General features: G+C 57.3%; 24 protein-coding genes. 20 read left to right on the top strand and 4 right to left on the bottom strand.

All coding sequences use genetic code 11. From position 1 onward, the window contains the following. Window positions 1–12 precede the first annotated feature (12 nt). The gene (locus NFR47_RS00340; protein WP_251213592.1) at window positions 13–930 is read right to left on the bottom strand and encodes a mechanosensitive ion channel family protein; all 918 of its coding nucleotides are present in this window, start codon (window positions 928–930) and stop codon (window positions 13–15) included. A 152-nt stretch (window positions 931–1,082) separates the two neighbouring features. Between NFR47_RS00340 and serB the strand changes: the two genes are divergently transcribed. The 3 genes from serB to NFR47_RS00325 are packed head-to-tail and all read left to right on the top strand — an operon-like array spanning window position 1,083 to window position 3,837. Then, complete coding sequence (serB, locus tag NFR47_RS00335) at window positions 1,083–2,306, top strand: phosphoserine phosphatase SerB (RefSeq protein ID WP_251213794.1); 1,224 nt, start codon at window positions 1,083–1,085, stop codon at window positions 2,304–2,306. A gap of 3 nt (window positions 2,307–2,309) precedes the next feature. Further along, complete coding sequence (locus NFR47_RS00330) at window positions 2,310–3,062, top strand: DUF5689 domain-containing protein (protein WP_251213591.1); 753 nt, start codon at window positions 2,310–2,312, stop codon at window positions 3,060–3,062. Further along, window positions 3,037–3,837, top strand: coding sequence for a DUF5689 domain-containing protein (locus NFR47_RS00325; RefSeq protein ID WP_251213590.1), 801 nt, complete (start codon window positions 3,037–3,039; stop codon window positions 3,835–3,837). Before NFR47_RS00330 ends, NFR47_RS00325 begins: the two co-directional genes overlap by 26 nt. On the opposite strand, the gene obgE is transcribed toward NFR47_RS00325, so the two are convergent. The 3 genes from obgE to NFR47_RS00310 all read right to left on the bottom strand — a co-directional run bounded on the left by obgE (window position 3,800) and on the right by NFR47_RS00310 (window position 8,860). Beyond that, window positions 3,800–4,816, bottom strand: coding sequence for a GTPase ObgE (gene obgE / locus NFR47_RS00320; RefSeq protein WP_251213589.1), 1,017 nt, complete (start codon window positions 4,814–4,816; stop codon window positions 3,800–3,802). The two genes, NFR47_RS00325 and obgE, sit on opposite strands and share 38 nt — an antisense overlap. Window positions 4,817–4,901: 85 nt before the next feature. After that, window positions 4,902–7,322 (bottom strand): TonB-dependent receptor, encoded by a 2,421-nt coding sequence (locus NFR47_RS00315; RefSeq protein WP_251213588.1) that lies wholly within the window; start codon window positions 7,320–7,322, stop codon window positions 4,902–4,904. An 86-nt stretch (window positions 7,323–7,408) separates the two neighbouring features. Then, entirely contained in the window at window positions 7,409–8,860 is a 1,452-nt protein-coding gene (locus tag NFR47_RS00310; protein WP_251213587.1) for an aminoacyl-histidine dipeptidase, read from the bottom strand. A 427-nt stretch (window positions 8,861–9,287) separates the two neighbouring features. On the opposite strand from NFR47_RS00310, the gene NFR47_RS00305 reads away from it, so the two are divergent. The 17 genes from NFR47_RS00305 (at window position 9,288) to rfbD (ending at window position 26,806) form a co-directional block, all read left to right on the top strand. Next, a complete protein-coding gene (locus NFR47_RS00305) occupies window positions 9,288–10,352 on the top strand; it encodes a hypothetical protein (protein ID WP_251213586.1) in 1,065 nt (354 codons plus the stop codon). 15 nt (window positions 10,353–10,367) lie between these two features. Beyond that, window positions 10,368–11,276 (top strand): hypothetical protein, encoded by a 909-nt coding sequence (locus NFR47_RS00300; RefSeq protein WP_251213585.1) that lies wholly within the window; start codon window positions 10,368–10,370, stop codon window positions 11,274–11,276. Continuing rightward, complete coding sequence (locus tag NFR47_RS00295; protein ID WP_251213584.1) at window positions 11,277–12,755, top strand: lipopolysaccharide biosynthesis protein; 1,479 nt, start codon at window positions 11,277–11,279, stop codon at window positions 12,753–12,755. 1 nt (window position 12,756) lies between these two features. Next, window positions 12,757–13,398, top strand: a complete 642-nt coding sequence (locus tag NFR47_RS00290; RefSeq protein WP_251213583.1) for an acyltransferase family protein — start codon at window positions 12,757–12,759, stop codon at window positions 13,396–13,398. Further along, a complete protein-coding gene (locus NFR47_RS00285) occupies window positions 13,380–13,808 on the top strand; it encodes a hypothetical protein (RefSeq protein WP_251213582.1) in 429 nt (142 codons plus the stop codon). Before NFR47_RS00290 ends, NFR47_RS00285 begins: the two co-directional genes overlap by 19 nt. Window positions 13,809–13,827: 19 nt before the next feature. Then, on the top strand, window positions 13,828–15,144 hold the full coding sequence (locus NFR47_RS00280; RefSeq protein ID WP_251213581.1) for a UDP-glucose dehydrogenase family protein: 1,317 nt from the start codon (window positions 13,828–13,830) through the stop codon (window positions 15,142–15,144). Between the two features lie 105 nt (window positions 15,145–15,249). Beyond that, window positions 15,250–16,782, top strand: coding sequence for a lipopolysaccharide biosynthesis protein (locus NFR47_RS00275; protein ID WP_420838541.1), 1,533 nt, complete (start codon window positions 15,250–15,252; stop codon window positions 16,780–16,782). 10 nt (window positions 16,783–16,792) lie between these two features. After that, a complete protein-coding gene (locus tag NFR47_RS00270; RefSeq protein ID WP_251213579.1) occupies window positions 16,793–17,755 on the top strand; it encodes a glycosyltransferase family 8 protein in 963 nt (320 codons plus the stop codon). Window positions 17,756–18,077: 322 nt separating this feature from the next. Then, window positions 18,078–18,758, top strand: coding sequence for a glycosyltransferase (locus NFR47_RS00265; RefSeq protein ID WP_251213578.1), 681 nt, complete (start codon window positions 18,078–18,080; stop codon window positions 18,756–18,758). Between the two features lie 8 nt (window positions 18,759–18,766). Beyond that, window positions 18,767–19,852 carry a glycosyltransferase gene (locus NFR47_RS00260; protein WP_251213577.1) on the top strand — a complete coding sequence of 362 codons (1,086 nt, stop codon included), beginning with the start codon at window positions 18,767–18,769 and terminating at the stop codon, window positions 19,850–19,852. Between the two features lies 1 nt (window position 19,853). Beyond that, the gene (locus tag NFR47_RS00255; RefSeq protein WP_251213576.1) at window positions 19,854–20,957 is read left to right on the top strand and encodes an EpsG family protein; all 1,104 of its coding nucleotides are present in this window, start codon (window positions 19,854–19,856) and stop codon (window positions 20,955–20,957) included. A gap of 12 nt (window positions 20,958–20,969) precedes the next feature. Next, window positions 20,970–22,073 (top strand): glycosyltransferase, encoded by a 1,104-nt coding sequence (locus tag NFR47_RS00250; RefSeq protein WP_251213575.1) that lies wholly within the window; start codon window positions 20,970–20,972, stop codon window positions 22,071–22,073. 180 nt (window positions 22,074–22,253) lie between these two features. Continuing rightward, complete coding sequence (locus tag NFR47_RS00245; RefSeq protein ID WP_251213574.1) at window positions 22,254–23,393, top strand: NAD-dependent epimerase/dehydratase family protein; 1,140 nt, start codon at window positions 22,254–22,256, stop codon at window positions 23,391–23,393. Between the two features lie 6 nt (window positions 23,394–23,399). Next, the gene (locus NFR47_RS00240; RefSeq protein ID WP_251213573.1) at window positions 23,400–24,398 is read left to right on the top strand and encodes a WaaS/CpsH family glycosyltransferase; all 999 of its coding nucleotides are present in this window, start codon (window positions 23,400–23,402) and stop codon (window positions 24,396–24,398) included. Between the two features lie 58 nt (window positions 24,399–24,456). Further along, window positions 24,457–25,362 (top strand): glucose-1-phosphate thymidylyltransferase RfbA, encoded by a 906-nt coding sequence (rfbA, locus tag NFR47_RS00235; RefSeq protein ID WP_251213572.1) that lies wholly within the window; start codon window positions 24,457–24,459, stop codon window positions 25,360–25,362. Window positions 25,363–25,364: 2 nt separating this feature from the next. Beyond that, the gene (gene rfbC / locus NFR47_RS00230) at window positions 25,365–25,937 is read left to right on the top strand and encodes a dTDP-4-dehydrorhamnose 3,5-epimerase (RefSeq protein ID WP_251213571.1); all 573 of its coding nucleotides are present in this window, start codon (window positions 25,365–25,367) and stop codon (window positions 25,935–25,937) included. Beyond that, on the top strand, window positions 25,934–26,806 hold the full coding sequence (gene rfbD, locus NFR47_RS00225; protein ID WP_251213570.1) for a dTDP-4-dehydrorhamnose reductase: 873 nt from the start codon (window positions 25,934–25,936) through the stop codon (window positions 26,804–26,806). Before rfbC ends, rfbD begins: the two co-directional genes overlap by 4 nt. The last annotated feature ends 1 nt before the right edge of the window (window position 26,807 follow it).

Raw genomic sequence — 26,807 nt, 5'->3', positions numbered from 1 at the left:
ATGAATAGAGTGTTATTCTTGTTTCAGATGCAGGTCCACCTGCGGGAACGGGAAGTTGATGCCGTGCTCGGGCAGACGCTTGTAGAACCGCTCGTTGTTCTGGAAGAAGACGTCCCAATAATCGGCGTTGCGCGTCCAGGCCCGCACGGTAAGATTCACCGCCGAATCGGCCAGCTCGGCGACCCACACCACGGGGGCGGGCTGTGCCAGAATACGGGTATCGGAAGCGAGGATTTCGAGCAGCGCCTTGCGGGCCGCGTCGACGTCGTCGCCGTAGGAAATGCCTATCGTCCAGTCGACACGCCGCAGGTCGGCCGTCGAATAGTTGTCGATGATGGCCGTGGCGATGGCGTTGTTGGGGATGTAGATAGTCTGGTTGTCGCCCGTGGTGATGACCGTGGAAAAGAGCTTGATTTCCCGCACGGTGCCCGACTGCCCCTGCGCCGAAATGAAGTCGCCGACACGGTAGGGCTTCATGACGAGAATCATCACGCCGCCCGCGAAATTCTGGGCCGTACCGCTCAGCGCCATACCGATGGCCAGCGTAGCGGCGGAGAAGAGGGCGATGACCGAAGTGACGTTGACGCCCAGCGTCTGCACGACGATGAGTATCAGCAGCAGCGTGAAGACCACCTTGACGGCGTTACGCACGAACATGCGCAACGAAATGTCGACCTTGCGCCGCTCGAAAGCCACGTCGAGCAGCTGGACGATGCGCCGGACGATCCAGCGTCCGATCATGTAGATGGCTACGGCCAGCAACAGTTTCAGCAGAATCCACACCGCATCGTTGAGAATGCCCGTGAAGAATTCGCGGTAATCCATATTGACCACCTTGTCGATGGTCTGCGCAAGGTTGGCTTTCTGCACGCTGTCGGGTACCAGCAGCGGCTCATCGGCGGGAAGCGCCTGCAAGAAAAAATTCCACATACGTCTCTCTGCTTAGGTTTGCATGCAAAAATAGACAAATTCCGCCGAATACGGAAATAATCGGCCGACCCGCCGCAAAAAACAGCGGATAATTTGCAGGGAAGAAAAGAACTTTTCTAACTTTGTATAAAATTGTACGGACGCAACACACCATGCAGAACGACATCGAAATCATACAGATAAACATTTCGGGCGCCGACAAGCCGGGCATGACTTCGTCGCTGACGGCCATCCTGGCGCGCTACGACGCCTGCATCCTCGACATCGGTCAGGCCAACATCCACCAGTCGCTGACCCTGGGCATCCTGATCATGACCACCCCCGACAAGTCGGGCGGCATCATGAAAGAACTGCTGTTCAAGGCGTCGGAACTGGGCGTGATGATACGCTTCACCCCGATTTCGGAGGAGGACTACGAAGCCTGGGTGGGCCGCCAGGGCAAGAACCGCTACATCATCACGCTGCTGGGCCGTACGGTCTCGGCGCGCCACATAGCCGAAGTGACGGCCGTGGTGGCCGAACACGGGCTCAACATCGACGCCATCAAGCGTCTGACGGGCCGCATGCCGCTGCACGAGGACGACCGCGCGGCCAAGGCCTGCATCGAACTTTCGGTGCGCGGCTCGCTGACGGACGAGAGTCGCAGCGCCATGCAGGAACGCTTCATGAACCTGTCGGAACTGGGGCTCGACGTCTCGTTCCAGAAAGACGACATCTACCGCCGCAGCCGCCGTCTGATATGTTTCGACATGGATTCGACGCTCATCGAAACCGAGGTGATCGACGAACTGGCCGAACGGGCGGGCGTGGGCGACGAGGTGCGGGCCATTACGGCGAGCGCCATGCGCGGCGAAATCGACTTCCGCGAGAGCTTCACGCGGCGCGTAGCCCTGCTGAAAGGGCTGGACGTCTCGGTCATGGACGAAATAGCCCGCAATCTCCCCATTACCGAGGGGCTGGAACGCATGATGACCATCCTCAAGCGCGTGGGCTACAAGACGGCCATCCTCTCGGGCGGCTTCACCTACTTCGGCAACTACCTGCGCCAGAAATACGGCTTCGACTACGTCTATGCCAACGAGCTGGAAATCGAGGACGGCAAACTGACGGGCCGCTATGCGGGCGAGGTGGTCGACGGACGCCGCAAGGCCGAGCTGCTGCGGCTGCTGTGCCAGTTCGAGGAGATCAACATCGCCCAGTCGGTGGCCGTGGGCGACGGCGCCAACGACCTGCCGATGCTCAACCTCGCGGGCCTGGGCATTGCGTTCCACGCCAAACCCAAGGTCAAGGCCACGGCCCGGCAGTCGATTTCGACCATCGGGCTCGACGGCATTCTCTACTTCCTCGGACTGAAAGATTCCCGCATCGAGGGATAGGCTATGCGACCATGGGCGGCTATCGGGGCTCTGCTGCTGAGCGGCTGTTACGATTCGTCGTTCGGCGAACGGCACGGAGAGACGACGCCCCCGCCGGCCACGACAACGATAGGCGAACTGCGCACACGATTCGAGGGAACCACCGTTGCCGTCGAAAGCGAAACGACGGTCTGCGGCCGGGTGACGACCTGCGACCGCAGCGCCAATTTCTACCGCACGCTCTGCATCGAATCCGACGGCGCGGGGCTCGAAATCATGGCGGGGCTCGACCACCTGCACAACGACTATCCGGAGGGCTGCCTGCTCACGGTCCGGCTGCAAGGCTGGGCGCTGGGCGAAAGCCGCGGAGTGTTGCAGGCAGGCCGCCTGCCCTCGGCATCGGACGGCTACCCGACCGACTACATCGCTTCGCGCCCGGCCCTCGCCCGCACGATTATCCGCCACGACATCCCGCCGCAGCCCCCTGCACCGACCGTTCGGACCATCGGCGAACTGACGCCTGCCCTATGCGGCACGCTGGTGCGCATCGAACGCGTGCGATATGCCCCCGACGGGCTGGCGGAAGGTACCTGGGCCGGAAACAAACGCTTCACAGACCAGGAGGGCGCCGCCGTCTACACCTATGTCCGCCCCTACGCCGATTTCGCCGGAAACGAAGTTCCGGCAGGGCCCTGCTCGCTGACGGGGATTCTCCAACACGACGGCGGCCGCTATCTGCTCAAACTGCGCGATGAAACCGACTGCTCGCCGCTGTAAGGCATGGCTGCTGACGGCCCTGCTGCTCGCAGGCTGCGACCGGGCCACGACCCTCGAATTCGGGGAGGCCGAACAGCCCCGCCCGACCTGCACCATCGCCCGGCTGAAATCGCGCTGCGAGGGAGCCTCCTACCCTGTCACCGACCAGACCGTCATCCGCGGCATCGTCACGGGAAACAACCGCTACGGCGAATTCTACAACCAACTCGTCATCGAAGATGCGAGCGGCGGCCTTGCGATTGCGGCCGAATACGACGCGTCGGAGAACGCCTACCCACTGGGCGAAGAGCTGGTCGTCTACTGCAACGGACTGACACTCTACGACTACGGCGGCAAAATCGAATTGGGAAAGGCAGCGGACGGGAATCTTTGCATCCCGCGCGACGAAGCGGACAAACACCTGAGGCTCAGCGGGCTACCGGCGGCGCGGATAACAGCCCGGCCCGTCCGAATCGGCGAACTGACCCCGGCGGATGCCGACACCTACGTGCGCATCGACGGTGTACGCTTCGCCCAACGCGCCGCGTGGTGCGACTTCGACCCCGAAACGGGACGCTACGTCACCACCGAACGGACCCTCGCGGATGCCGACGGCAACACGCTGGCAGTCCGGACCCTGGGCGGCTGTCTCTATGCAGGCGAACCGCTGCCCGAAGGCAACGGTTCGCTATGCGGAATCATCGGCTATTTCAACGGCAGCTTTTCGCTCCGCATCACCGGAATCGAAACGTCGTTCGTCACTCCTCCTGCAACGCCTGCCACAGCATATCCTTGAGCTGCTGGATATTGAGCCCCGAAACCGACGAAATGAAGACCGCCGGAATGCCCTCGGGCAGGTGGGGCCGCATCTGGCCGATCAGCTCGTCGTCGAGCATGTCGCACTTGGTCACGGCCAGCAGCCGCCGCTTGTCGAGCAGCTCGGGATTGTACTGCGTCAGCTCGCCCAGCAGAATTTCGTAATCGCGCCGCACGTCGTCGCTGTCGGCCGGAATCATGAACAGCAGCACCGAATTGCGCTCGATATGCCGCAGGAACCGCGTGCCGAGCCCGCGCCCCTCGTGCGCCCCCTCGATGATACCCGGAATGTCGGCCATGACGAACGACTTGTGGTCGCGCACCTCCACGATTCCGAGATTGGGTTCGAGCGTGGTGAACGCGTAGTTGGCGATTTTGGGCTTGGCCGCCGAAACGACCGACAGCAAAGTCGACTTCCCGGCATTGGGAAAGCCTACCAGCCCCACGTCGGCCAGCACTTTCAGTTCGAGGATGAAAGCCCCCTCGTCGCCCTCCTCGCCGGGTTGGGCATAGCGCGGGGTCTGGTTGGTAGCACTCTTGAAATGCCAGTTGCCCAACCCGCCGCGGCCGCCTTTGAGCAGAACCAGCTGCTCGCCGTGCTCGGTCACCTCGCCCACGGTTTCGACCGAAGTCGTGCCGTCCTCCTGCTCCACAAGCCGTTTAGCCACCGTACCCAGCGGCACAGGAATGACGATGTTGGGCGCATCCTTGCCCGACGACCGGGCCCCCGAACCGCACTGGCCGTCCTCGGCGAACTGGTGGCGCTGGTACTTGAGGTGGATGAGCGTCCAGTACTGCCTGTCGCCCTGCAAAACGATGCTGCCGCCTTTGCCGCCATCGCCGCCGTCGGGACCGCCGAACGCCACGAACTTCTCGCGGCGAAAATGGGCCGAGCCGGCACCTCCGTGGCCCGAGCGGGCGAATATCTTGACGTAGTCTACGAAATTGGAACCTGCCATAACTTTGGGGTGTTTTCGTGGCAAAGGTAATAAATAAATTGCATTTACCTTATGTATATGCGCCGGGAGCCCCTGCCCGCGACGCCTAAAAACTATAACTGACCGACAGATAAAACGTGCGCGGATAGGAGTGGGTGTAGCGCGTGGCATGGGGCCACCAGCTGACGGCATCGCCCGCCGTGACGCGCCGCACGCGCATGGATTCATAGCCGTTGTAAACCGTATTGCGGCTTCCGGGCAGGTTGCGCACGACGAGCGAAGCGACCAGCCGGGAACGGCCTATCATGAACGACTTGTAAACCGACGCATCGGCCGTGAAAGCGTCCGGCAGCCGCTCCTGCCGCGTGAAAGCATCGAAAGCCTCGGGAACACTGCCGCCCTGCCGGGCCATGCGGAGGGTCCGCCGCACGGGCATGGGTTCGACATGGCGGATTCCCGCATATCCGGCCGACAGCCGGGCGCCCCACCCTTTCGGCCCGAAGTAGCAGACTTCGGCGCAGGCCGTCAGAGCGGGCGCACCGCCCACGACGCAGTCGCCCATGTAGCTCTCGGCCCGCGTGTCGACCGCGCTGTTGGCGGTGTCCGAAACGACCGTCACGCGCGGATTGCGGAGATAGCGGTACGACCCTGCCGACGCGGCGAGCGACAGCCGCCACCGATAGGAGAGCCGCAGCGAAGCGGCCGCTTCCAACCCGCAGGCCAGCCGCCCGATACCCATCACCGAAAGGTCGCAGTAGAGGCCCGCCAAGTCGTCGAAATAACGCCGCGTATCCATCCCGTCGAAAGAAGCGGTAAGAAACGCCGAGGCCTGCCATTCGAGCGTCCGTCCTGTCGAACGGTAGTTCAGCTCGGCGGCGAACAGCTGTTCGGGAACGATCCGCTCCACGCTCAGATTGTTGTAAAGCGGCTGAAAGAACATCGCGTCGGCATCGGGCGGCGAAGCACTGGCCGCGGCCGAAAAACCGAGGTAACTGCGCGGCGAAAATGCCCACCCGGCCGACGCCTTGAACGCATAGGTCGCCATACGCATCCGGCGCGAACGGCCGAAAGAGCGGCTGCCGGGAAAAAGCTCCTTTTCCATCAGTCCCCGCCGATAAGTCGATGCCGCGCCCAACTCGGCCGCCGCATCGGCCCGAAACCTGTCGGCGCGGTAAACCGCCCGCAGATACGCCGCCGCCCGGAACCGCACCAGCCGATAGTCGTAGCCGAAACGGTTGCCCTGCCCGATGACCCGCCCCGGATGGCGCAGGTCGTTTTCGGACAGACGGCCGTAGGTGTCGTCGTCCACCAGGTACTGGTCCCTGTCGACCACATACCCGGCCCCCAGCAGGTCGCGCATCCGCTTGAAGCTGCGGGTCGCTTCGCGGCCGAGCGAAATCCCGCCGTCGAGCGTCAGCCGCGGACTTACCTGCGCCGAAACCGCCGCATCGAGACGCAGGTTGCAGAGCCTTTCGACACGGTCTTCCAACGCATAGACCGCATGCCCGCCGGCCAGCCGGTTGACGGCCATCATGCCGTCCCAGTCGATTTGCGTATAGCGAGGGTCGGCTGCCCGCCACGCCTGCCCGGTATCGGGGTCGAGGGCGAAAGAGGGCAGGTAACGATAATTGTCGGGCATGGGCGTGCGGGCGTCGTACCACCCTAACGCACTATAACTCCGGCTTCCGGTCTCGGCGCTCAGCACAGCCGAAAGCGATGTGTTCGCCGACAGCCAGCCGCGATACGAAACCGCTGTCCACGGCACCGTCTCGCGCCGCACCCGCGAATTGCGCACCTTGCCGTTCTGAAAACCCCACGCCGGATTGTAGAGCGCGTCGCCCGTGAGCGAGAACGCCTCCCCGACCGACGAAAGGCGCGTGCCCCGCACCGACGGCGGGACTACGGCCAGCAACGCCACCCGATGATTCGGCCCGAAATGCTTCTCCAGCCGGAACACCGCTGTCAGGGCATTGGTGAAAACCCCGTCGGCATAGAGGTCGCGCCCGGTCCGAAAATCGAGCGCCGCCGCGAAACGCCAGTCGTGCGGCAGCTCGCCGACGGCCGAGACCTTGGCCCCGACCAAGTGATTCCGCCCCGAAAACGATACCGAAGCCCGGTAAGGCAGCAGCGGCATCCCGTCCGCGAATCCGAACGTCCGCACACCGCCTGCACCCCCGAGGTGCTCCGCCGTCATGGCCAGGCCCGGCTCCGCGCGTTCCTCGGCTCCCAGTCCGCGCAGCGCCTGAAAACAGCGGTACGGCACCTGCGCCCCGTCGGCCGTGGCGACCTCCGCACCGAACGGCTGTCCGCGCCGCTGCAAAGCCACCTGCGGCAGGATGAACGCCGAGACGGAACCGTACAGGTCGGGAGCCGCCTGCACGGCGCGATAGAACAGCGCCGAATCGGGCACCAGCATGGGCCGGGGCTCCTCGTACTCGGCAAAAGGGTAATATTCGTCGTCGAAAGTCTGGGCCGCCGCCGGGCATGCGCAAAGGGCAAAGAGAAGACAAAGGCGGCTTTTCAGCATACGAAAAAGACTTAACGGAATATGCGAAGATACGAAAAAATCCGGGAGCTGCACCCTGCAACTCCCGGAATTCCAAGCGCCGGCGGCTACAACGTCCGCAGCACTTCGTTGAGCAGCTCCCAGAACTTGGGAACGGTGGCGATTTCGAGGCGCTCGTCGGGCGAATGGACGCCCCGCAGCGTAGGCCCGAACGACACCATTTCCAGGTCGGGATACTTTTCGAGGAACAGCCCGCACTCCAATCCGGCATGGATGGCCCGCACCTTGGGTTCGGTACCGAACAGCCGACGGTAGGCGTCGGCCGTCACGGCCAGCAGGCGCGACTGCGGGTCGGGCGTCCAGCCCGGGTAACCGTCGGAATAGACCACGTCGGCGCCCGCCAGCGCGAAGACCGACTCGACCATCTGCATCACGTAGGTCTTGGCGCTTTCGACCGACGAGCGCTGCGACGAGGTGACGACGATTTTGTTTTCTCCGGCGAACTTCACCGACGCGAGGTTGGTAGAGGTCTCCACGAGCCCCGGCACGGCGGCCGACATGGCCACGACGCCGTTGGGCACCCCCACGAGCGAGTAAATCAGCGCGAACTGCGACCGGGCATCGAGCACCTCGGCCACCTGCGGCATCTCGTTGAGCGTAATGCGGAAATTGGGTTCGCGCAGGCGGAACTCGGCTTCGAGGTCGGCGGCGAAGAGCTCGTAACGTTTCTCGAAATCCTTCTTGAGCCGGGTCGGAACGCCGAAAATGGCGTACGCCTCGCGCGGAATGGCATTGCGCAGATTGCCGCCCGAGAAATAGCTCAGACGCAGCTCGCACGACTGCATCCCGCCCCACAGAAGCCGCGCCACGGTCTTGTTGGAATTGACGCGCCCTTTGTCGATGTCGTCGCCCGAATGGCCGCCCAGCAGGTCGGAGACGTCGACCCGGAAAAACGAATAATTCTTGGGCGCCTCCTCCATCGAACAGGTAAAGGTGGCGATGGTGTCGATGCCCCCGGCACAGCCGATGAACAACTCGCCCTCGTCCTCCGAATCGAGGTTGAGCAGGTATTTGCCCTGCAACATCCCCTCGCCCAGCTCGAAAGCCCCGGTAAGGCCGGTCTCCTCGTCGACCGTAAAGAGCGCTTCCAGCGGCCCGTGCTGGGCCTGCGGGTCGATCAGCACGGCCAGCGCGGCGGCCATGCCGATGCCGCAGTCGGCCCCGAGCGTGGTCCCCTCGGCCCGCACCCACCCGTCGGCGATGTAGGCGCGGATGGGGTCGTTGTCGAAATCGAACTCCACGTCGGAATTCTTCTCGCAGACCATATCCATATGCGACTGTAGGATGACAGCCGGACGCTCCTCGAAACCGGGCGTGGCGGGTTTGCGGATGACGACGTTGCCCACACCGTCCTTTTTATATTCGAGCTGGTGTTGCTTGGCGAAAGCTACCAGAAAGTCGATGATCCGGCCCTCCTTTTTCGAGGGTCGCGGCACCTGCGTGATGGCGTCGAACTGCTCCCACACCAAGCGGGGCTCCAATCCTGCAATTTCAGACATGACGTAACAATTATTGATTCGGACAAAAATACGAATAAGCGAGCGCAAAAGCAAGTTTACTTGCATTTTGCCGAGCGGGAGTATACGAAGTTTTCGGAAATTCCGGGAGGATATGCGGCGACAAATTTTCGCACAGCAATACAACGAACTGATTACCAACCCACAGCATAAACCGGGGCCTCCATTGTCCTGCTCTGCGAATCCGCCAACCTGCCCACCGCAAAAAATCGACGGGGGCGATGTTGCTAATTCAGCAAAAAATACTAACTTTGTCCCACTAAGAACCCCCTTTCCGGATGCAGGAAACGCGCTTTTTCAAGCGACGGAATTTTCCACGGAAAGGAACGAAGTTTTCGGAAGTTTCCGGCTTAACCGACATAACCTGTTAAGGACAAGCCGTTTATACAAACTCCGAAGAGGAGAAGGTATGTCCGCAACCGAACCGAAGCCCTGCAACCGAACCGAGGAAACGCCGCATTGGTACGTACTGACCGTGCTCCGGTCGAGCCTGCAAGCCTGCGAACAACTAGCGGCCCATGCGGACGAGTTCAACGCCCGCTCCGCCGCCCGGCTGGAATGCTTCGCACCGACGTTCGTCGATGTGACCGCACGCGACAACGGCCGGGGACGCATCCGCAAACCCCTGCTGTACAACTACATATTCATCAGAGGAACCCTGCCGCAACTTCGCAGGTTCCACAACGCCTACCCCGCCTACAACCTGATTCCGACGGGCGAAAAACGGGAGGAACCGACCGACTACCGCTATGTCCCGGACGACGAAATGACGCAGTTCATGCGCATCGCCCAAGCCTACGAACATGCGGTTCCCTGCTTCTCGCCGTCGGAAATCGACCTTGAGCAGGGCGACCGGGTCCGAATCGTCGGCGGCCAGTTCTCGGGAGTGGAGGGGGTGCTGCTCAGCCAGCAGGGCCGCGACGGCGGCAGGGTAATCGTCCGAATCACCGACATGCTGGCGGTCGAAACGCTCGACATCGCGCCGCAATACCTCCAAATCGTGGAATTCGCCAAAGGCGGCAAACACATTTACGACAAAATCGAAAGCTACCTGCCCAAGGCCCGCCGGGCGCTGGCCAACAGCCTGCTGCGGAAAGGTCCCGATGCCAGCGACCTGGCGGCCGTGAACTATTTTCTGACGCGCTACGGCCAGGTGTCGCTGCCCCCGGCGTCCAAAATCCGCGGAAAATACACAGCCCTGCTGATGCTCAGCCACCGCATCCTGGGCCACACGAACGAATACGAACGCTGCAAGCAGGAATATCTGGAATTTCTGCCGCAGATCACCAACCCCGAAACCCGGGCGATGACTTTGGGCATGCTCTACGCCTGCACGGCCGAGCCCCGGTGGCTGCACGAGGCGCGCGCCCTCGCCGACCAATGGCTCGGCTCCGAGGAGCAGCCGAACGCCGCCCGCCGGGCCATCCTCGAAGATTTGGCCTTATACGAAAAAGCAATCGCTGCACAACGCTGAAAACACACGCCTATCATGAAAATACTCTCTTCTCTCAAAAGAAAACGCCGCCAGCTAAACGAAATACATGCCAACGTACAGAACATCAAGTTCTTCATGCGGCGGCTCCAGCTGGAGGACAAAATCCTGCACAGCACCGAGCCCGGCGTCAGCTCCGAAAGATATTGCGACCACGACATCGTCCTTTCGCTGACCACCTACGGCCGTCGTCTGGAAGACGTCTGCTTCACCATCGAAAGCCTGATGCAGCAGACTAAGAAAGCCAACCGGATCATTCTGTGGCTCGACCCGCCATGCTCCGCGCAGCCGCTCCCCGACACCCTGGTCCGGCTACAGGCCCGGGGGCTGGAAGTAAAGATAACCGAGGAGTACATCCGAAGCTACAAGAAACTCATCCCGGCGCTCGAAGCCTGCCCCGACGACGTCATCATCACGGTCGACGACGACGCGCTGTACGACTTCGACATCGTCGAACGGCTCGTCAACGCCTATCTGGCCGAACCGCAGGCCATCCACGCCTGCCGCATTCATACGATGCTGCCGGACGGCAAAGGCAAGTTGAAATCCTACAACCGCTGGAAACTGTGTTTCTGCGACCCGAACACCCCCTCGCGGAATTTCTTCACGGGTGTCGGAGGAGTGCTCTATCCGCCCCGCTCGCTGGACGCCGAAGTGCTGAACCGCGAGGTCTTCACCTCCATCTGTCCCACGGCGGACGACGTCTGGTTCAATGCCATGGCCATCAAAAAAGGCACCCCCATCCGCAAAGTCGTCACCCGTAATACCGCGGGCAATGATTATCTGTCGAACGACGAAGTGCAGGACATGGCCCTCTGCAACATCAACACGGGCCGGCAGTGCCAGAACAATCCGCAAATCGAAGCCGTCTTCACCAAATACGGCATCTACCGGCTGATCAAGTAAATGACCTCCGTCAAGAAAGAAATCGCACAGGGCATCTTCTGGATTGCGCTGGCCAAATATTCCGGCATCGTCATTTCGCTCGGCATAACGGCCATCCTCGCGCGCAACGTTTCGCCCGAAGCATTCGGCACCATGGCCATCGCCACGGTGCTCATGGTCTTTCTCGACATCTTCACCGACATGGGAATCGGTGCGGCCATCGTCCAGTTCAAAACCCTCTCCAAGAAACAAATCAATACGCTGTTCACGGCCGGGCTGTGCGCCGGAGGGGTACTGAGCCTCGTGCTGTTCCTTTCGGCCGATACCATCGCCCGTTACTACGGCGACCCCACCCTTTCCGACGTCTGCCGCTATCTGTGCATCTGTCTTTTCTTCAATGCGCTTAACATCGTTCCGAACGGGCTGATGCTCCGCGAGAAGCGTTTCCGGACCATTGCCCTGCGGACCTTGTCCGTCCAGATTGTCTGCGGGTCCATCGCCGTGGCCGGAGCCTTGCACGGATGGGGCATCTATGCGCTGTTGGTCACCCCGGTCCTTTCCTCGGTAGGCGTTTTCGCCGTCAACTACTGCAATTATCCGCAGTCCGTCGTGTTCCGGCCCGACCTCAGCGCCATCCGCACGGTCTGGTCCTACTCCGCGTTCCAGTTTCTGTTCTGCGTCTGCAACTATTTCTCCCGCAACGCAGACAAGCTCGTAATCGGGAAATACTTCACCATGGCCGACCTGGGCTACTACGACAAATCCTATCGGCTGATGCAGCTGCCGCTGCAGAACATTACGTTCGTCATCTCTCCGGTTCTGCACCCTATCCTCTCCACCTTGCAGTCCGACAAGCAGGAGCTGGCCCGGAAAAATACCACGCTCGTCAGATACATCGCCTCTCTGAGTTTCCCTATCGGCCTAAGTCTCTTTTTCGGGGCGCACGACATCGTCAACATTCTCTTCGGCGCCGCGTGGGAGCCGGCAGTTCCTGTCTTCCGGATTCTGGCGCTGTCGTTGCCGCTCCAAATGATTCTGTCCACGTCGGGAGCTCTTTTCCAGGCCGCAGGGAAAACCGACCACATGTTTTATGTCGGCGTCATGAACACCGCGGTCACGGTCACGGGGTTCCTGGTCGCCGCGCTCGGATTCGGCACCCTCACGGCCATGGCATGGGCATGGGACATCACGCTGTTCATCAACTTCGTGAATTCCTATGCCGTCATGTATCGCCGTACTTTCCACAGCCGTTGGACCGAGGTCTACCGGGCCATCCTGCCGCAAACAATCAATACGGCGTTCGTCGCCACTGCCACAATAATATTGTATCGCTACGTCTCGTTTCAGAACATCTTCGGGTCGTTGGCGTGGATCGTCGGCACCGTCTCCCTGCTGACTTTCATCATGGCCGCTTTGTTGAGGCAATACAATATTCTGCTGACGGCAAAAAAGCTATTGTTCAAATCCCCGAATATCACCTTTTCGGAAACCGAACATTAAAATGAGCAGTTCCGCATCTTCCGCAGTGCAGCCGCCACGGCAGTCCAATTTTGAACTGCTGAGAATCATCGCCATGTTCATGATTCTTGTGGTTCATGCCGATTTCTGGCTGCTGGGACTTCCGACGCTGGCCGAGTTCCATGCGGCACCCGCCGGAACGTGGACACGAATCCTCATCGAATCGGCGTCCATCGGCTGCGTGAATATTTTCATCCTTATTTCCGGATGGTTTTCGATTCGGGTTTCGGTCAGGGGTTTTTGCAGTTTTCTGTTTCAATGCGCCTTTTTTCTGCTGGGATTCTACCTTTTGATGATAATCGCCGGACAGGAGCAGCCGGGTCTGCGACAGCTTGCACCCTACCTATGTTTTACGAAAGCCAACTGGTTCATCAAGGCGTACATCGGGCTGTACATTCTTGCCCCGATGCTGAATTTGTTCGCTGAAAAGGCAACCAAACGGCAGCTGGCTTTGACGCTCCTTGCTTTTTATTCGTTCCAGACACTCTACGGCTGGACCAATTCCGCCGTTTTCGTAGAACAGGGATATTCCACATTTTCCTTTATCGGACTGTACCTGCTCGCCCGGTATCTGAAATTGCACGGCAACCCATTGAGGGGGGGGGAATGGGGTTCTTTGCAGTAGCTGTCATTCTCAATTCGGCGCTGACCGTCGGATTGGTCTGCAACAACGGCGAACGCTTCGTTGCCTTGCTTTATTCCTACGCCAACCCGCTGGTCATCGTTTTGTCAGTTATGTTGATACTGAAATTCGCCAAACTTCGGATACCATACAGTCCTGTAATAAACCGCATAGGCAAATCAAGTTTCGCCGTGTTTCTGTTCCATGCCAATCTGACGGTTTTCAACTTCACATTCCGCAAGTTGATTGCCGGCATCTATGCAAGTTACAGCGGAATCGCCTGTCTGTTCCTGATTTTTTGCATATTGGCGGCCTTGTTCTTCGTGGCCGTTCTGATCGACCAGTTCAGAATATACTGCTGGAACAAGCTGGAAAACAGCGGATGCTGGAAAAAATTGCTTCCGCAAAGTTAAACCGAGAATATTTGCTCACATGAATATCGCAATCGTAGGTACCGGATACGTCGGCTTGGTGTCGGGAACATGCTTCGCCGAAATGGGCGCGAACGTCACCTGCATCGACAAGGACAAGCACAAAATCGCCGCCCTGCTCGCCGGAGAGGTCCCCATTTACGAGCCCGGGCTGGACCGGATGGTCCGCAGCAACGTCGAGGCCGGGCGGCTCCGTTTCGCCACCGACCTGACCCAATGTATCGACCAGGTCGACATCGTCTTCTCGGCCGTGGGCACCCCGCCCGACGAAGACGGTTCGGCCGACCTGCAATATGTCCTCGAAGTTGCCCGCACGTTCGGCCGCGCAATCAACAAATACACGCTCCTGGTCACCAAGTCGACCGTGCCCGTAGGCACCGCCGCCAAGGTCAAGGCGGCCATCCGCGAAGAGCTCGGCAAACGGGGCGCCGACATCGAATTCGACGTGGCGTCCAACCCCGAATTCTTGAAAGAGGGGGCCGCCGTCAAGGATTTTCTGAGCCCCGACCGGGTCGTCATCGGCGTCGAGAGCGAACGGGCCCGGGAACTCATGGAAAAGCTCTACCGGCCGTTCGTACTCAACAACTACCGAATCATCTTCATGGACATTCCGTCGGCCGAAATGACCAAATACGCGGCGAACGCCATGCTTGCGACCCGCATTTCGTTCATGAACGACATCGCCAACCTCTGCGAGCTGGTGGGTGCCGACGTCAACATGGTCCGCCGCGGAATCGGTTCCGATGCGCGTATCGGAACCAAGTTCCTCTATCCGGGCTGCGGATACGGCGGCTCGTGTTTCCCCAAGGACGTCAAGGCTCTGATTCGCACCGGGCGCGAACACGGTTACGAAATGCGGGTAATCAGCGCCGTCGAGGAAGTCAACGAAGCGCAGAAATCGCTGCTTTTCGAGAAGCTCGTGGCCCGAATCGGGCCCGACCTGCGGGGGAAGCGCATCGCGCTGTGGGGGCTGGCATTCAAGCCGGAAACGGACGACATGCGCGAAGCCACGTCGCTCGTGCTGATCGACCGGCTGACCCAGGCAGGGGCCGAAGTCGTCGTTTTCGACCCGGTGGCGATGGACGAATGCCGCCGCCGCATCGGCGACCGGGTCCGCTACGCCAAAGAGATGTACGAAGCCACGGTCGACGCCGACGCGCTGATGGTCGTGACCGAATGGAAGCAGTTCCGCATCCCCTCGTGGCGCGTCGTAGCGCGGGCCATGCGCGGCAAATTGGTGCTCGACGGCCGCAATCTCTACGACCCCGCCGACCTGACCGATGCCGGGCTCGTCTATTCGGCCATCGGGGTCCGGTAGCGGCTTGCCCGAAATTCAAACTTCCTCCAACATACTGAAAACACAAAACTTTGCACCGCCGGTCCTGGCTGCATAAGTCAGCCCCCGAGTGCAACGTCGGTTTCCATGGAATGTAACTCGAGAACAACCCGCAGTCTGAGAAATTCGGTCGTGGCTCTGTCATTTTTCGGAATAGAATTCTTGCTGAAATTCTATTCCCGGAAAATCTTTCTCGACTACCTCGGAACGGAAATTCTGGGTCTCAACACCACCGCCACCAACCTGCTGCAATTCCTCAACCTCGCCGAACTGGGCATCGGTGCAGCCGTCGGGTTCACGCTCTACAAGCCGATTTGCGACAAGGACAAGGAGTGCATCAACGAAATCATCTCTCTCCAAGGACATCTGTACCGCCGGATCGCGTTCGCCGTCATGCTCGGTGCGCTCGCGCTCATGGTATTCTTCCCGTGGATTTTCGCCAAGACCGACCTGCCGCTATGGTATGCCTACGGATCGTTTTCGGTGATGCTGTTCAGTGCCCTGCTGAGTTACTTCATCACCTACAAACAGGTCATTCTCACGGCGTCGCAGCTGGACTACAAGGTTCAGTTCGGGTATCGTTCCTGGATGATTCTGAAAATCGTATGCCAAACGGTCGCCATCGCCCGTCTTCCCGACCCTTATGTGTGGTGGCTCGTGCTCGAAGCCGTTTTCGCCATCCTGGCAACCGTTTCGCTCGAACGGGTCACCCGCCGGACTTTTCCCGAACTCAAAACCGACGCGGCGACATTCAGCGAACTGAAGCAGAAATATGCGTGCGTCATCGTAAAGGTCAAGCAGATATTCTTCCACAAGATGAGCGGGTACATTCTCGCACAGACAAGCCCCATCATCATTTATGCCTATCTGTCCTTGTCCGCCGTCGCCCTTTACGGCAATTATCTCATGATAGTTTCGGGCGTGACGCTCTTGTTCGAGGCTGCATTCAACAGCATGACTGCCGGCATTGGAAACCTGGTGGCCGAGGGCAACAAAAAAACGATACTTTCCGTTTTCGACGAGCTTTTCAGCCTCAAATTCCTGCTTATCGCCATCATCTGTTTCTGCACCGTCATACTCACCCGGCCGTTCGTCACCCTCTGGATCGGGACCCAATACCTGCTCCCCCCGTCGACATTGATGCTCATGGTCGGAATCATGTACATAGGAATGAGCCGCACGACCGTCGAATCCTACCTCAACGCGTTCGGGCTGTATCAGGACATCTGGGCACCCATCTGCGAAGCCGTCCTCAACATCGGGCTGTCGGTTCTGCTGGGCTATTATTGGGGACTGAACGGCATCCTCACGGGTGTACTCATCAGTCTGACCCTGTTCGCTTTCATCTGGAAACCGATATTTCTGTTCAGATGCGGACTGCAAACAAGCATCAAAAGCTATGTAGTCTTGTATGCCAAGCACATAGTCTTGGGTGTATGGGCCGTCCTGCTATGGTATGCGTGCCGCAGATGGATAACGGCCGACCCCTACGAAAACTGGGGCGGATTCATCGGATATGCCCTGTGCAATGCCGCGGTTTTCGGAACGGTTCTCGCCTCCTCCATGTTGTTGACAAGATGCGGAATCGTCAAGTTCCTCCATCGGTTGAAAAACAATTGAAATCTGAAATATGGAAATTCTTGTGTGTCCGGACGACGGCTATGCAATGCCCACCGGCATCATGCTGATCTCCTTGTTCGAGAACAATCCCCATGCTACTATCAACCTCCACGTAATTTACACGGCATTGTCGGATGAAAACAAGGGCCTGTTGACCCGAATCGCCGAACAATACGGGCATAAAATAGCTTTTTATCATACGGTCCCCGATTCATCCATCAAATTCGACGGGCTCCATCAGCAAAAAATATCCGTCTCTACCTACCTCCGGTTATCCGCCCATACGGTACTGCCGGAAGAAATCGACAAGGTTCTGTATCTCGACGGCGACATAATCGTTCGTAGCTGCCTACAAGAACTATGGGAAACCGAACTCCTCAAAAACCCGAGGGGGGGGGAATTTCCGCTGGCTGCCGTCGCCGACCAGAAAGACCACTCGGGTTCCACTTTGTCCTATAACCGTCTGAAAATAAAACCGCAGTACGGTTACTTCAATGCCGGAGTGCTCCTGCTCAATCTGAAATATTGGAGAAAGCACCATGTCGACGAAACTTTCGGACGGATACTGGCCCGGTTTCCCGAGGGCCTGGCGTTCCACGACCAGGACATTCTGAATGTGGCATTCAACAACAACATCCGGTGGCTCGAACTCACCTATAATTTCATGACCGAATTTTTCATGAAGCCTGCCTGCCGCAACATCTCCTGGGAATTCGACGGGCAGATCGACCGATACCGAAACAACCCTGCCATCGTCCATTTTCTGGGCATCAAGCCTTGGTTCCGGGAATGCAGCCACCCGATGTTGCAGGAGTTTCTGAAATACAAGTCCATGTCTCCATGGGCGGGTGTCAGAATACCCCGGCTGCCGATACCCCGCAAAACCCGCATCATAGGCGGCATCAAAAAAATTCTCGCCGAAACCGGCATTCTCCAAAAGCCGCTCACGGACAACGACAAATGGGATGTCTGATTCCCTGGTTACAGAACGCTTCATGAAGAAAAGAAGCATATTATACCTCAACGATTATTCGTGCAGCGAAAGGGAATTGCGTTTCCACCTGGACCGCAACGCCCCGCTCCACCACATGTGGGGTGTCGATGCTCTCGCAGGGGGGGGGAAACGGTTGATATTCTGCGCCATCCATCAAACCCACAAGGGGGGGGGAATCCTGTGCCGTCTGAATCTCCTATATGAAAACCTCCGGATATTTTTGCGGCATTGCCGCTGCAAAACGGTTTTTTCCGCCCTGCCCGGATATGAAAAAGGGTTTCTGTTAGCCAATAAAATAGGATTGGGACACTACAAAATAGTCACCGTAGTCCACCACCCGGCAACAAGATTACATCTCATCGAGCAATACGACAAGCTCCTGTTCTTCTCGCCCACGGTGCGCGAGGCGTTCGGCAATCCGTCGAATTCCGAGTACCTCTTTTGGGGCCCGGACCTCGAATTTTACGCCCGGCATGCGTTACCGGCTTCGGCCCCGGCTTGTTACGAATACGATTTCGTTTCGGCGGGCAAAGTCTACCGGGACTACGATTTGTTCTTCCGCGTAATCCCCGGGCTGACTTCCAGGTACAAGGTCTTCGGAGCAGGCAGCTCGGTCCGCAACGAAATCGGTTATACGGATTTGATGAAAGTCTGTTCGCGCACCCGGTTCATCTGCCTCCCCGTCGCGAAATTCCAACAGGAGGGCCGGATTCTTGTCGGACTCACCGCGTTTCTCGACGCCATCGCGCTCGGCAAACCGATTCTGATGTCCGACAACACATTGATCGGCATCGACGTCGAAGCCCAAGGTTTGGGTTTGCTGTACAAGGCCGGGGACGAAAGCGATTTCCGGGAAAAGGCGGCCCGGCTGCTCGCGCTGGACAACGCTCAATACGCCGCCATGGCAGCCCGTTGCAGGGCTTTCGCCGCAGCGCACGATTACAGAAAATGGAGCGCGCGACTTGCGCGGCTTTTAGCATAGATACACCCATGAGAAAGTTTCTGTTCGTAAGATTTACCAGCGAAAGCCGGTATTCCGGCGGGCTGCAATGCAGCGACCGCAACCAAGAGAGTATCGAAACGATTTTCGGGCCGGAACACGTAACGACATATATCATCGAACCTTACAAAAACCGCTCTTCGCTCCGCAGCATACTGACCCGCGCAGGGGATATTCTCAAAGGGTATATGGGAGGGCTGAATTCGGACAAGGAAAAGGAAATCCTTTCGATAATCGCCGACAAGCAGATTACCGATGTCTTTCTCGACAGTTCTCTGCTGGGGCGGCTGGCAAAAAAAATCCGCAGAAGATTCCCCGAAGTTCGGACTTACACGTTCTTCCATAATCTCGAATACAAGTTCATGAAAGATTACGTTCGGGTAAAGCACGATTTCCTGAGAATCTATTGGCCGATCCTGAGTTTTCAGAATGAAAAGAACTCCATCAAATATTCCCACAAGATAATCGCACTGAACAGCCGCGATTCCCAGGCCATCGAAAAGCAGTACGGCAGAAAGGCGGATGCCCTCATACCCATTACTTTCAAGGCATCGCCGCTCCGGGCATCCGATACGCCCGCCGGTCCCGTCAAAGAGGCTCTGTTCATAGGCAGTTATTTCTACCCCAACGTCGAAGGTATCCGATGGCTCGTCAGACACGTCTTTCCGCATGTCGACATGCAGTTGACCATCGTCGGTGCGGGCATGGACAAACTCGCCGCAGAATTCGGGCACTACGATAACATCAAAATATACAGCAACGTCCCCGATCTGGCGTTGTATTTCGCGCAAGCAGACTTCGTCGTACTGCCCATTTTTTCGGGAAGCGGCATGAAGGTCAAAACGGCCGAATCGCTCATGAACGGCAAATTCATCATCGGCAGTACGGAAGCGCTGCAAGGATACGAATTCGACGATTCGGTCGCCCGAGAATGCAATACGGCCGACGAATTTATTACCGCCATCAGCAACTTCGACCGCCCCACCAAGTACAATGAGCCCTCAAGGCGTTTGTTCGAGAAAAAATACTCCTTCGAGGCTTCCTTGAAATCGTTCCGGAGCGTATTGACCGATTGAGATGATTTACCATCTTCTTTTCTTCCTCCTCGCCGCCTGTTGCGTCGTCGGGCTCTATACCAGGCCGTCGCAGAGGAATTTCCTGCTTTTCGCCAGCGCGTGCCTGATCGTTCTGTTCCAGGCGTTGAGATGGCGCACCGGAACCGACTGGCTTCCCTACGAAGAGTTCTTCAGGTCGTGCATATCCCATCCCGATTCTTTTGAGTTCGAGTTCGGCTATGCGTTCTTGAACCGGGCCGTCAGAAGCGTCACCGATTCCTATACGGTTTTCCTTTTCGTCGAATGCGGGTTGACGGTCTTTTTCTGGTCCTTGTTCGCCCGAGAAATGAACACGCAGTCGCCATGCGTCATTCTCCTTTCGCTGTTCGTCGCAGGTGTCTTTCCGATTCGTTATACGCTTGCTGCCGCTATCATTCTGTGCAGTTATATCTACATCCTGCAACGGCGCTTGGTGCCGTTTCTGCTGATGGTCTTCCTCGCGTTCTCGATTCATCGTACCGCCATCGTTTTTGTCCCCGTATACTTTGTCGCCACCCGGCATTATTCGTTCAAGAGCCTCTTGTTGCTCTACGCCGTGGCGGTTTCGTTGGGATTCTTCATCGACTTCGTATTCGGCAACCTCCTCCAAATGGCGTCCCTGGCCTACGAACACATGAATTCCACGGTCCAGGGAAAAATGAACGCCTACATGTCGCAGGAAGTCAGCGATGCCCATCAGATGACGCCTCTGCGCATCGCACTTTCGTTATTGAACAGCACGCTCTTCCTCTTCTTTTTCGGTTATTTCCGCAAAAAGTTCTTCGCTTCGGACGCCTTGTTCAACATGCTGTTCAACCTCTACGTATTGGGATTGTGTTTCAACCGATTGTTCATTCAGGCGCTCCCCGAGTTGAACCGGCTCACCGCCTTGTTCGCCGGAGGTTTCACAGTCATGCTGGTCATGATTATCGCCCGCTACAAACAGCAGACACGTTTGGTACTGACTATGCTGCTACTGGTCTATACCTATACCATATATTGCCGTGTCATATACGGCACCTACGAAGACCTGTTCATTCCATACATGAGCGTCTTCGACGGTTCCCAAAGAATCTGCGTCTATTAATATCTCCTTGAAATGGCCACTATCGTCGTTACAGCCACATCGCTCCGAATCAGCGGAGGGCTTACCATTCTTAGGCAGTTCGTCAGCAATCTACCCCTTTCGGACGACAAATATTATATATTCGTCGACCCCGGCCATACATGCGTTCCGCAGGACAACATCGAATATATCCCCGTCGCGACACGTTCGCAATGGGCAAGACTGAAGTTCGACTTCTGCGGCTTCGCCAAGGAACTCAAGCGCAGAGCCATCCGGCCAGACCTTATCATATCGTTGCAAAACAACGGGCTGAGATTCGACAAACGGGTGCCCCAGATCGTATATTTTCATCAGCCGATACCCCTGCATGCCAAACGGTGGAACCTGTTCAAGGCCTCGGAACGCAAGATGTCTGTGTATAAGAACATTTATTCATGGGTCATCCGATTCTTTGACAATCCCAACATCCATTACATCGCCCAGATTCCATCCATCAAAAAGGGAATTCAGCAGAAATTCGGAATCTCCGCCCAAAGAATCCATATCATCACACCCCATTTGCCGGATACACCGTCCCTGCAAAACTATTCCGAACAGCAAGCGGGTTCCGACAAAAAGATATTCCTCTATCCTGCTACGCCGATCCCCTATAAAAACCACTCGTTGCTCATAGAAGCCCTGTCAGTCCTGTTCCGGAAAAATCCGGAACTCAAAAACGAAGTCGAACTGGTATTCACTTTCCGCCAAGAAGAGTTTCCGGAAGCCATCCGGCTTGCCGAAAAACTCGGTGTCCGGAACAACATCACTGCCAACGGACCGGTTCCGTTCGACAATTTGCAGCTCCTCTATCGGAACGCTCTCGCCCTGCTGTTTCCGAGCTATATCGAAAGTTTCGGACTGCCGCTCTTTGAAGCGGCGGCCGCGGGACTTCCCATTCTGGCCGCTGATACCGACTATGCTCACGATGTGGTCGGAAAATACGAAGGTACCAGTTTCCTGAATTACCGGGACCCCGATTCTTGGGCCGATAAGATTTTGGAAATCATCCGAGCACCGATTCGTTTCCAGCCTTATCGTCCTACGGAAACAACCGGTTGGAAAGATTTTTTCGCACTTGTCGGCCATCTTAAAAAATAAGGCCCGGCAGCATTCCGATTCTTACGCCAACAAATTATGACGATTTTGTTGCACATCAATCAAAAACTCCGTACATTCATCTATTGATTATCTTTCGATTGATCTGCATGTTGTTTTCTCTGCAGCAGAGCAAAGGAACGACGGATACAATCGAAATTTCAATACTAAAAATTTATCCGAATGTCAAAAATACTCATCACCGGCGGAGCCGGCTTCATCGGCTCCAATACTGCACTCAAACTTGTTTCGCAAGGACATGAGGTTGTGGTTCTCGACAATCTGTCGCCGCAGATTCATGGACAGACCCCCGAAACGACATCTCCTTTGTACCAAAACATCCGGGAAAAAGTCCGGTTCATCAAAGGTTCTGTTACCAGCCGGCAGGATTGGCAAACAGCGCTCGAAGGAGTAGACCTCGTCCTGCATCTGGCAGCCGAAACCGGAACCGGACAATCCATGTATGAAATTCAGAAATATGTGGAAGTCAACATCGGAGGTACCGCCCTATTATTGGACATTCTCGCCAACGAGCCCCACTCGGTAAAACGGGTCGTCGTTGCGGAATCGCGGGCCATATACGGCGAGGGACGTTATTGGAGCGACGAGTTGGGTACGTTCGTCTATCCGGAAGAGCGGCCGGAAGAAACCATGGCAAACGGTGATTTCGAGGTAAAATATCCGGGATGCAGCCAGCCTCTCAAGCTCGTAGGAACCACCGAAGATTCTGCAATCCATCCAGGGTCCGTCTACGGCATCACCAAGCAGGTGCAGGGGCAGTTGGTGCACATGGTCTGCAAAAGTCTCGGCATCGAATCCGTCTCGTTCCGTTATCAGAATGTCTATGGCCCCGGGCAATCGCTTTCCAACCCCTACACAGGCATACTCTCCATCTTCTCCACCCGCATCAAGAACGGAAACGGAATCAATATTTTCGAGGACGGAAAAGAATCCCGGGATTTCGTCTATATCGACGACGTCGTCGATGCTACGATTCTCGGGTTGACCGTCCCGGGAATATCCGGCCATGCGTTCAACATCGGGACAGGTGTCGCTACGGATGTGCTTACGGTCGCCAATACTTTGAAAAAGTGTTACGGTGTGGACGTCCCCGTTACCGTCAGCGGCAATTACCGTCTGGGAGATATACGCCATAATTATGCGGATATTTCCCTTGCCAGAAAGATGCTCGGCTTCGAGCCCAAGTGGTCGTTCGATGCCGGCATACAGCAATTTACCCGCTGGGTCGACCGTCAGCCCGTCCAGCAGGACAATTACGAGCTTTCTATCCGGGAAATGAAGGACAAAGGGTTATATAAATAACGGAATATGCCGCTGAAGAACAAAAGAATTCTGTTCCTGTCCGCCCGTACTTTCGGGATTCCCGAGAACATCACCCAGACTATGGAGGCCCTCGGTGCGACCGTCGATTTCTACGACGAACGCCCTGCAAACAGCTTCATCGTCAAGGCGCTCATCCGTATTAACCGCAATCTAATCGCCGGATATATCAACCGTTACCACAAAAAAATAATCGAGGCGACCAAGGACAAGAAATACGATTATATCTTTTTCATCAAGGGGGAATCTTTCTCCCGGCACAATCTCGACTTTCTGTTCCGATTGCATCCGGAAGCCCGAACCATCATGTATTATTGGGATTCCATCGCCAACAATCCCAATGCCGTCAATCTGTCGGGGCGGTTCGACCGTGTTTTTTCGTTCGACCGTTCGGATTGCGAAAAAATGGGATTTTCGTTTCTGCCGCTCTTTTATTTCGACGAATACAAGGAGGTCGGAACATACCCCGGTCCGTACGACTACGATTGTCTGTTCGTCGGCACTACCCACAGCGACCGTTTCCGGTTCGTCACTTCCATAACAGAACAAATAAAAGCCTTCGGAGGAAAATGCTTCACTTATTTTTTCTTTCAAGGGAAAATCATGTTCTACAAATACAAATTTCAGAACCGGGAAATGCGAGGGATTTCATCCAAGGCGGTACATTTCGTGCCTTTGTCAAAAAAGTCCTTGCTCGATTTGTATCGAAGAAGCCGGATCGTCATGGACGTTCAGCATCCTAAGCAAATAGGGCTGACCTTGCGGTGTCTGGAAACTTTGGGGGCGAAAAGAAAATTAATAACAACCAACCAGGACATCAGAAACTACGATTTTTACAATCCCAACAATATCCTGGTCGTAGACCGAAACAATCCGGTTGTTCCGAACGGCTTCTTAAATACGCCCTATACGGAGGTGAACAAGGATATTTATGATAAGTATTCTATCACATCCTGGGTCAAACATATATTGAAAGAATCCGAATAGGAATCATTTCTATTATTATCCGTACCGACAACATCACATTCAAAACGGCATAAGTTCTATGAAAGGAATCGTTCTGGCCGGAGGGTCGGGGACGCGGCTCTACCCCATCACCAAGGGCGTGAGCAAGCAGATGCTCCCCATCTACGACAAGCCGATGGTCTACTACCCCATTTCGACGCTGATGCTGGCCGGCATCCGCGACATCCTCATCATCTCCACGCCCCACGACCTGCCCGCGTTCCGGCGGCTCCTGGGCGACGGGAGCGATTACGGCGTGCGCTTCTCCTATGCCGAACAGCCCTCGCCCGACGGCCTGGCCCAGGCATTCATCATCGGCCGGGAGTTCATCGGCAGCGATTCGGTCTGCCTGGTCCTCGGCGACAACATCTTCCACGGCGCCGGGTTCTCGCAGATTCTCCGCGAAGCGGTCGACGCCGTCGAAAAGGAGAATAAGGCTACGGTCTTCGGTTATTGGGTCGACGACCCCGAGCGTTACGGCGTCGCCGAGTTCGACGCGGCCGGCAACTGCCTTTCCATCGAGGAGAAGCCCCGGCAGCCCAAGTCCAATTATGCCGTCGTAGGTCTTTATTTCTACCCCAACAAGGTCGTCGACGTCGCGGCTTGCATCAAGCCCTCCGCGCGCGGCGAGCTCGAAATCACCACCGTCAACCAGCAGTTCCTCCAAGCCGGGCAGCTCAAGGTCCGGACCCTCCCGCGCGGCTTCGCCTGGCTCGATACGGGCACCCACGATTCACTCGCCGAGGCTTCGATCTACGTCGAGGTGCTCGAAAAGCGGCAGGGGCTGAAAATCGGCTGCCTGGAGGGCATCGCCTACCGGCAGGGCTGGATTTCGCGCGAGCGGATGATTGAGCTCGCACAGCCCATGCTCAAGAACGAATACGGCAAATATCTGTTGAAGGTGGTCGACGAGCTCGACCGGACCCAATATACCAATCTTGATTGACCATGGAAGTCATCCGCACCGACATCGAGGGCGTTGTCATCCTCGAACCCCGTATCTTCCGCGACACCCGCGGTTATTTCTTCGAGAGTTATTCGGAGCGCGAGTTCTGCGACAAGGTCCGCACCGTCCGTTTCGTGCAGGACAACGAAAGCTGTTCGTCCTACGGCGTTCTGCGCGGCCTGCATTTCCAGAAACCGCCCCACGCCCAGTCCAAGTTGGTCCGCGTCATCGAAGGGGCCGTGCTCGACGTCGCCGTCGACATCCGCCGGGGGTCGCCCACGTTCGGCAAGTACGTCGCCGTCGAGCTCACGGCCGACAACCACCGTCAGTTCTTCATTCCCCGCGGGTTCGCCCACGGTTTTTCCGTGCTTTCGCCGCGGGCCGTGTTCCAGTACAAGTGCGACAATTTCTACGCCCCGCAGTCCGAGGGAGCCATCGCCTGGGACGACCCCGCCTTGGGCATCGACTGGCGCATTCCCGCCGCCGATGCGGTTCTCTCCGACAAGGACGCCTGCCATCCCCGGCTCGCCGACATCGAGCCGCCGTTCGATTACGCTGAAAACCTCTACCTATGAATATCCTGGTCACCGGAGCCAACGGCCAGTTGGGCAGCGAGCTCCGTCTCGTCGCACAGCATTCCAAGGACCGTTACGTCTTCACCGACGTCGCCGAGCTCGACATCACCGACGCCGACGCCGTGCTGCAAACCGTGCAGAACGAGCATATCGAGGCCATCATCAATTGCGCCGCCTATACCAACGTCGACAAGGCCGAAGACGATGCCGCCCTCGCCGAGCTGCTCAACGCTTCGGCCGTCAGAAATCTTGCTGTCGCCATGAACAAGGTCGGCGGGCTCCTCGTCCACATTTCGACCGACTACGTTTTCGGCGGCAACCTCAACAACACCCCCTGTACCGAGCAGCAGCCGACCAACCCCACCGGGGTCTATGGCCGCACCAAGTTACTCGGCGAGCAGGCCGTCATCGAATCGGGGTGCCGGCACCTTATCATCCGCACCGCCTGGCTTTACAGCGAATTCGGCAAAAACTTCGTCAAAACCATGCTCGCCCTCACCGCCGACAAGCCCGAGCTGAAAGTCGTCTTCGACCAGACCGGAACCCCCACCTACGCCTACGACCTCGCGGCGGCCATCTTCGACATCATGGAAAACCGCAAGTTCGAGGGCCGTACAGGCGTCTACCACTATTCCAACGAGGGTGTCTGTTCGTGGTACGACTTCACCCGCATGATTGCCGAAATCGCCGGGCATACCGCGTGCGACATCCAGCCGTGCCATTCCTCGGAGTTTCCCTCCAAGGTCGTCCGGCCCTCCTACTCGGTTCTCGACAAAACCCTTTTCAAGCAGACTTTCGGCGTGCGGATTCCCTATTGGACCGATTCGCTCCGAGTGTGTATCAGCAACTTAACCGAACAGAATTCATAAC

It is taken from the genome of Alistipes muris, from assembly GCF_943193205.1.
In the GTDB taxonomy this organism is placed as follows: Bacteria; Bacteroidota; Bacteroidia; order Bacteroidales; family Rikenellaceae; genus Alistipes; species Alistipes muris.
The sequence above is the reverse complement of the archived record's forward strand: the minus strand, read 5'-3'. Positions and strand labels throughout refer to the sequence as shown.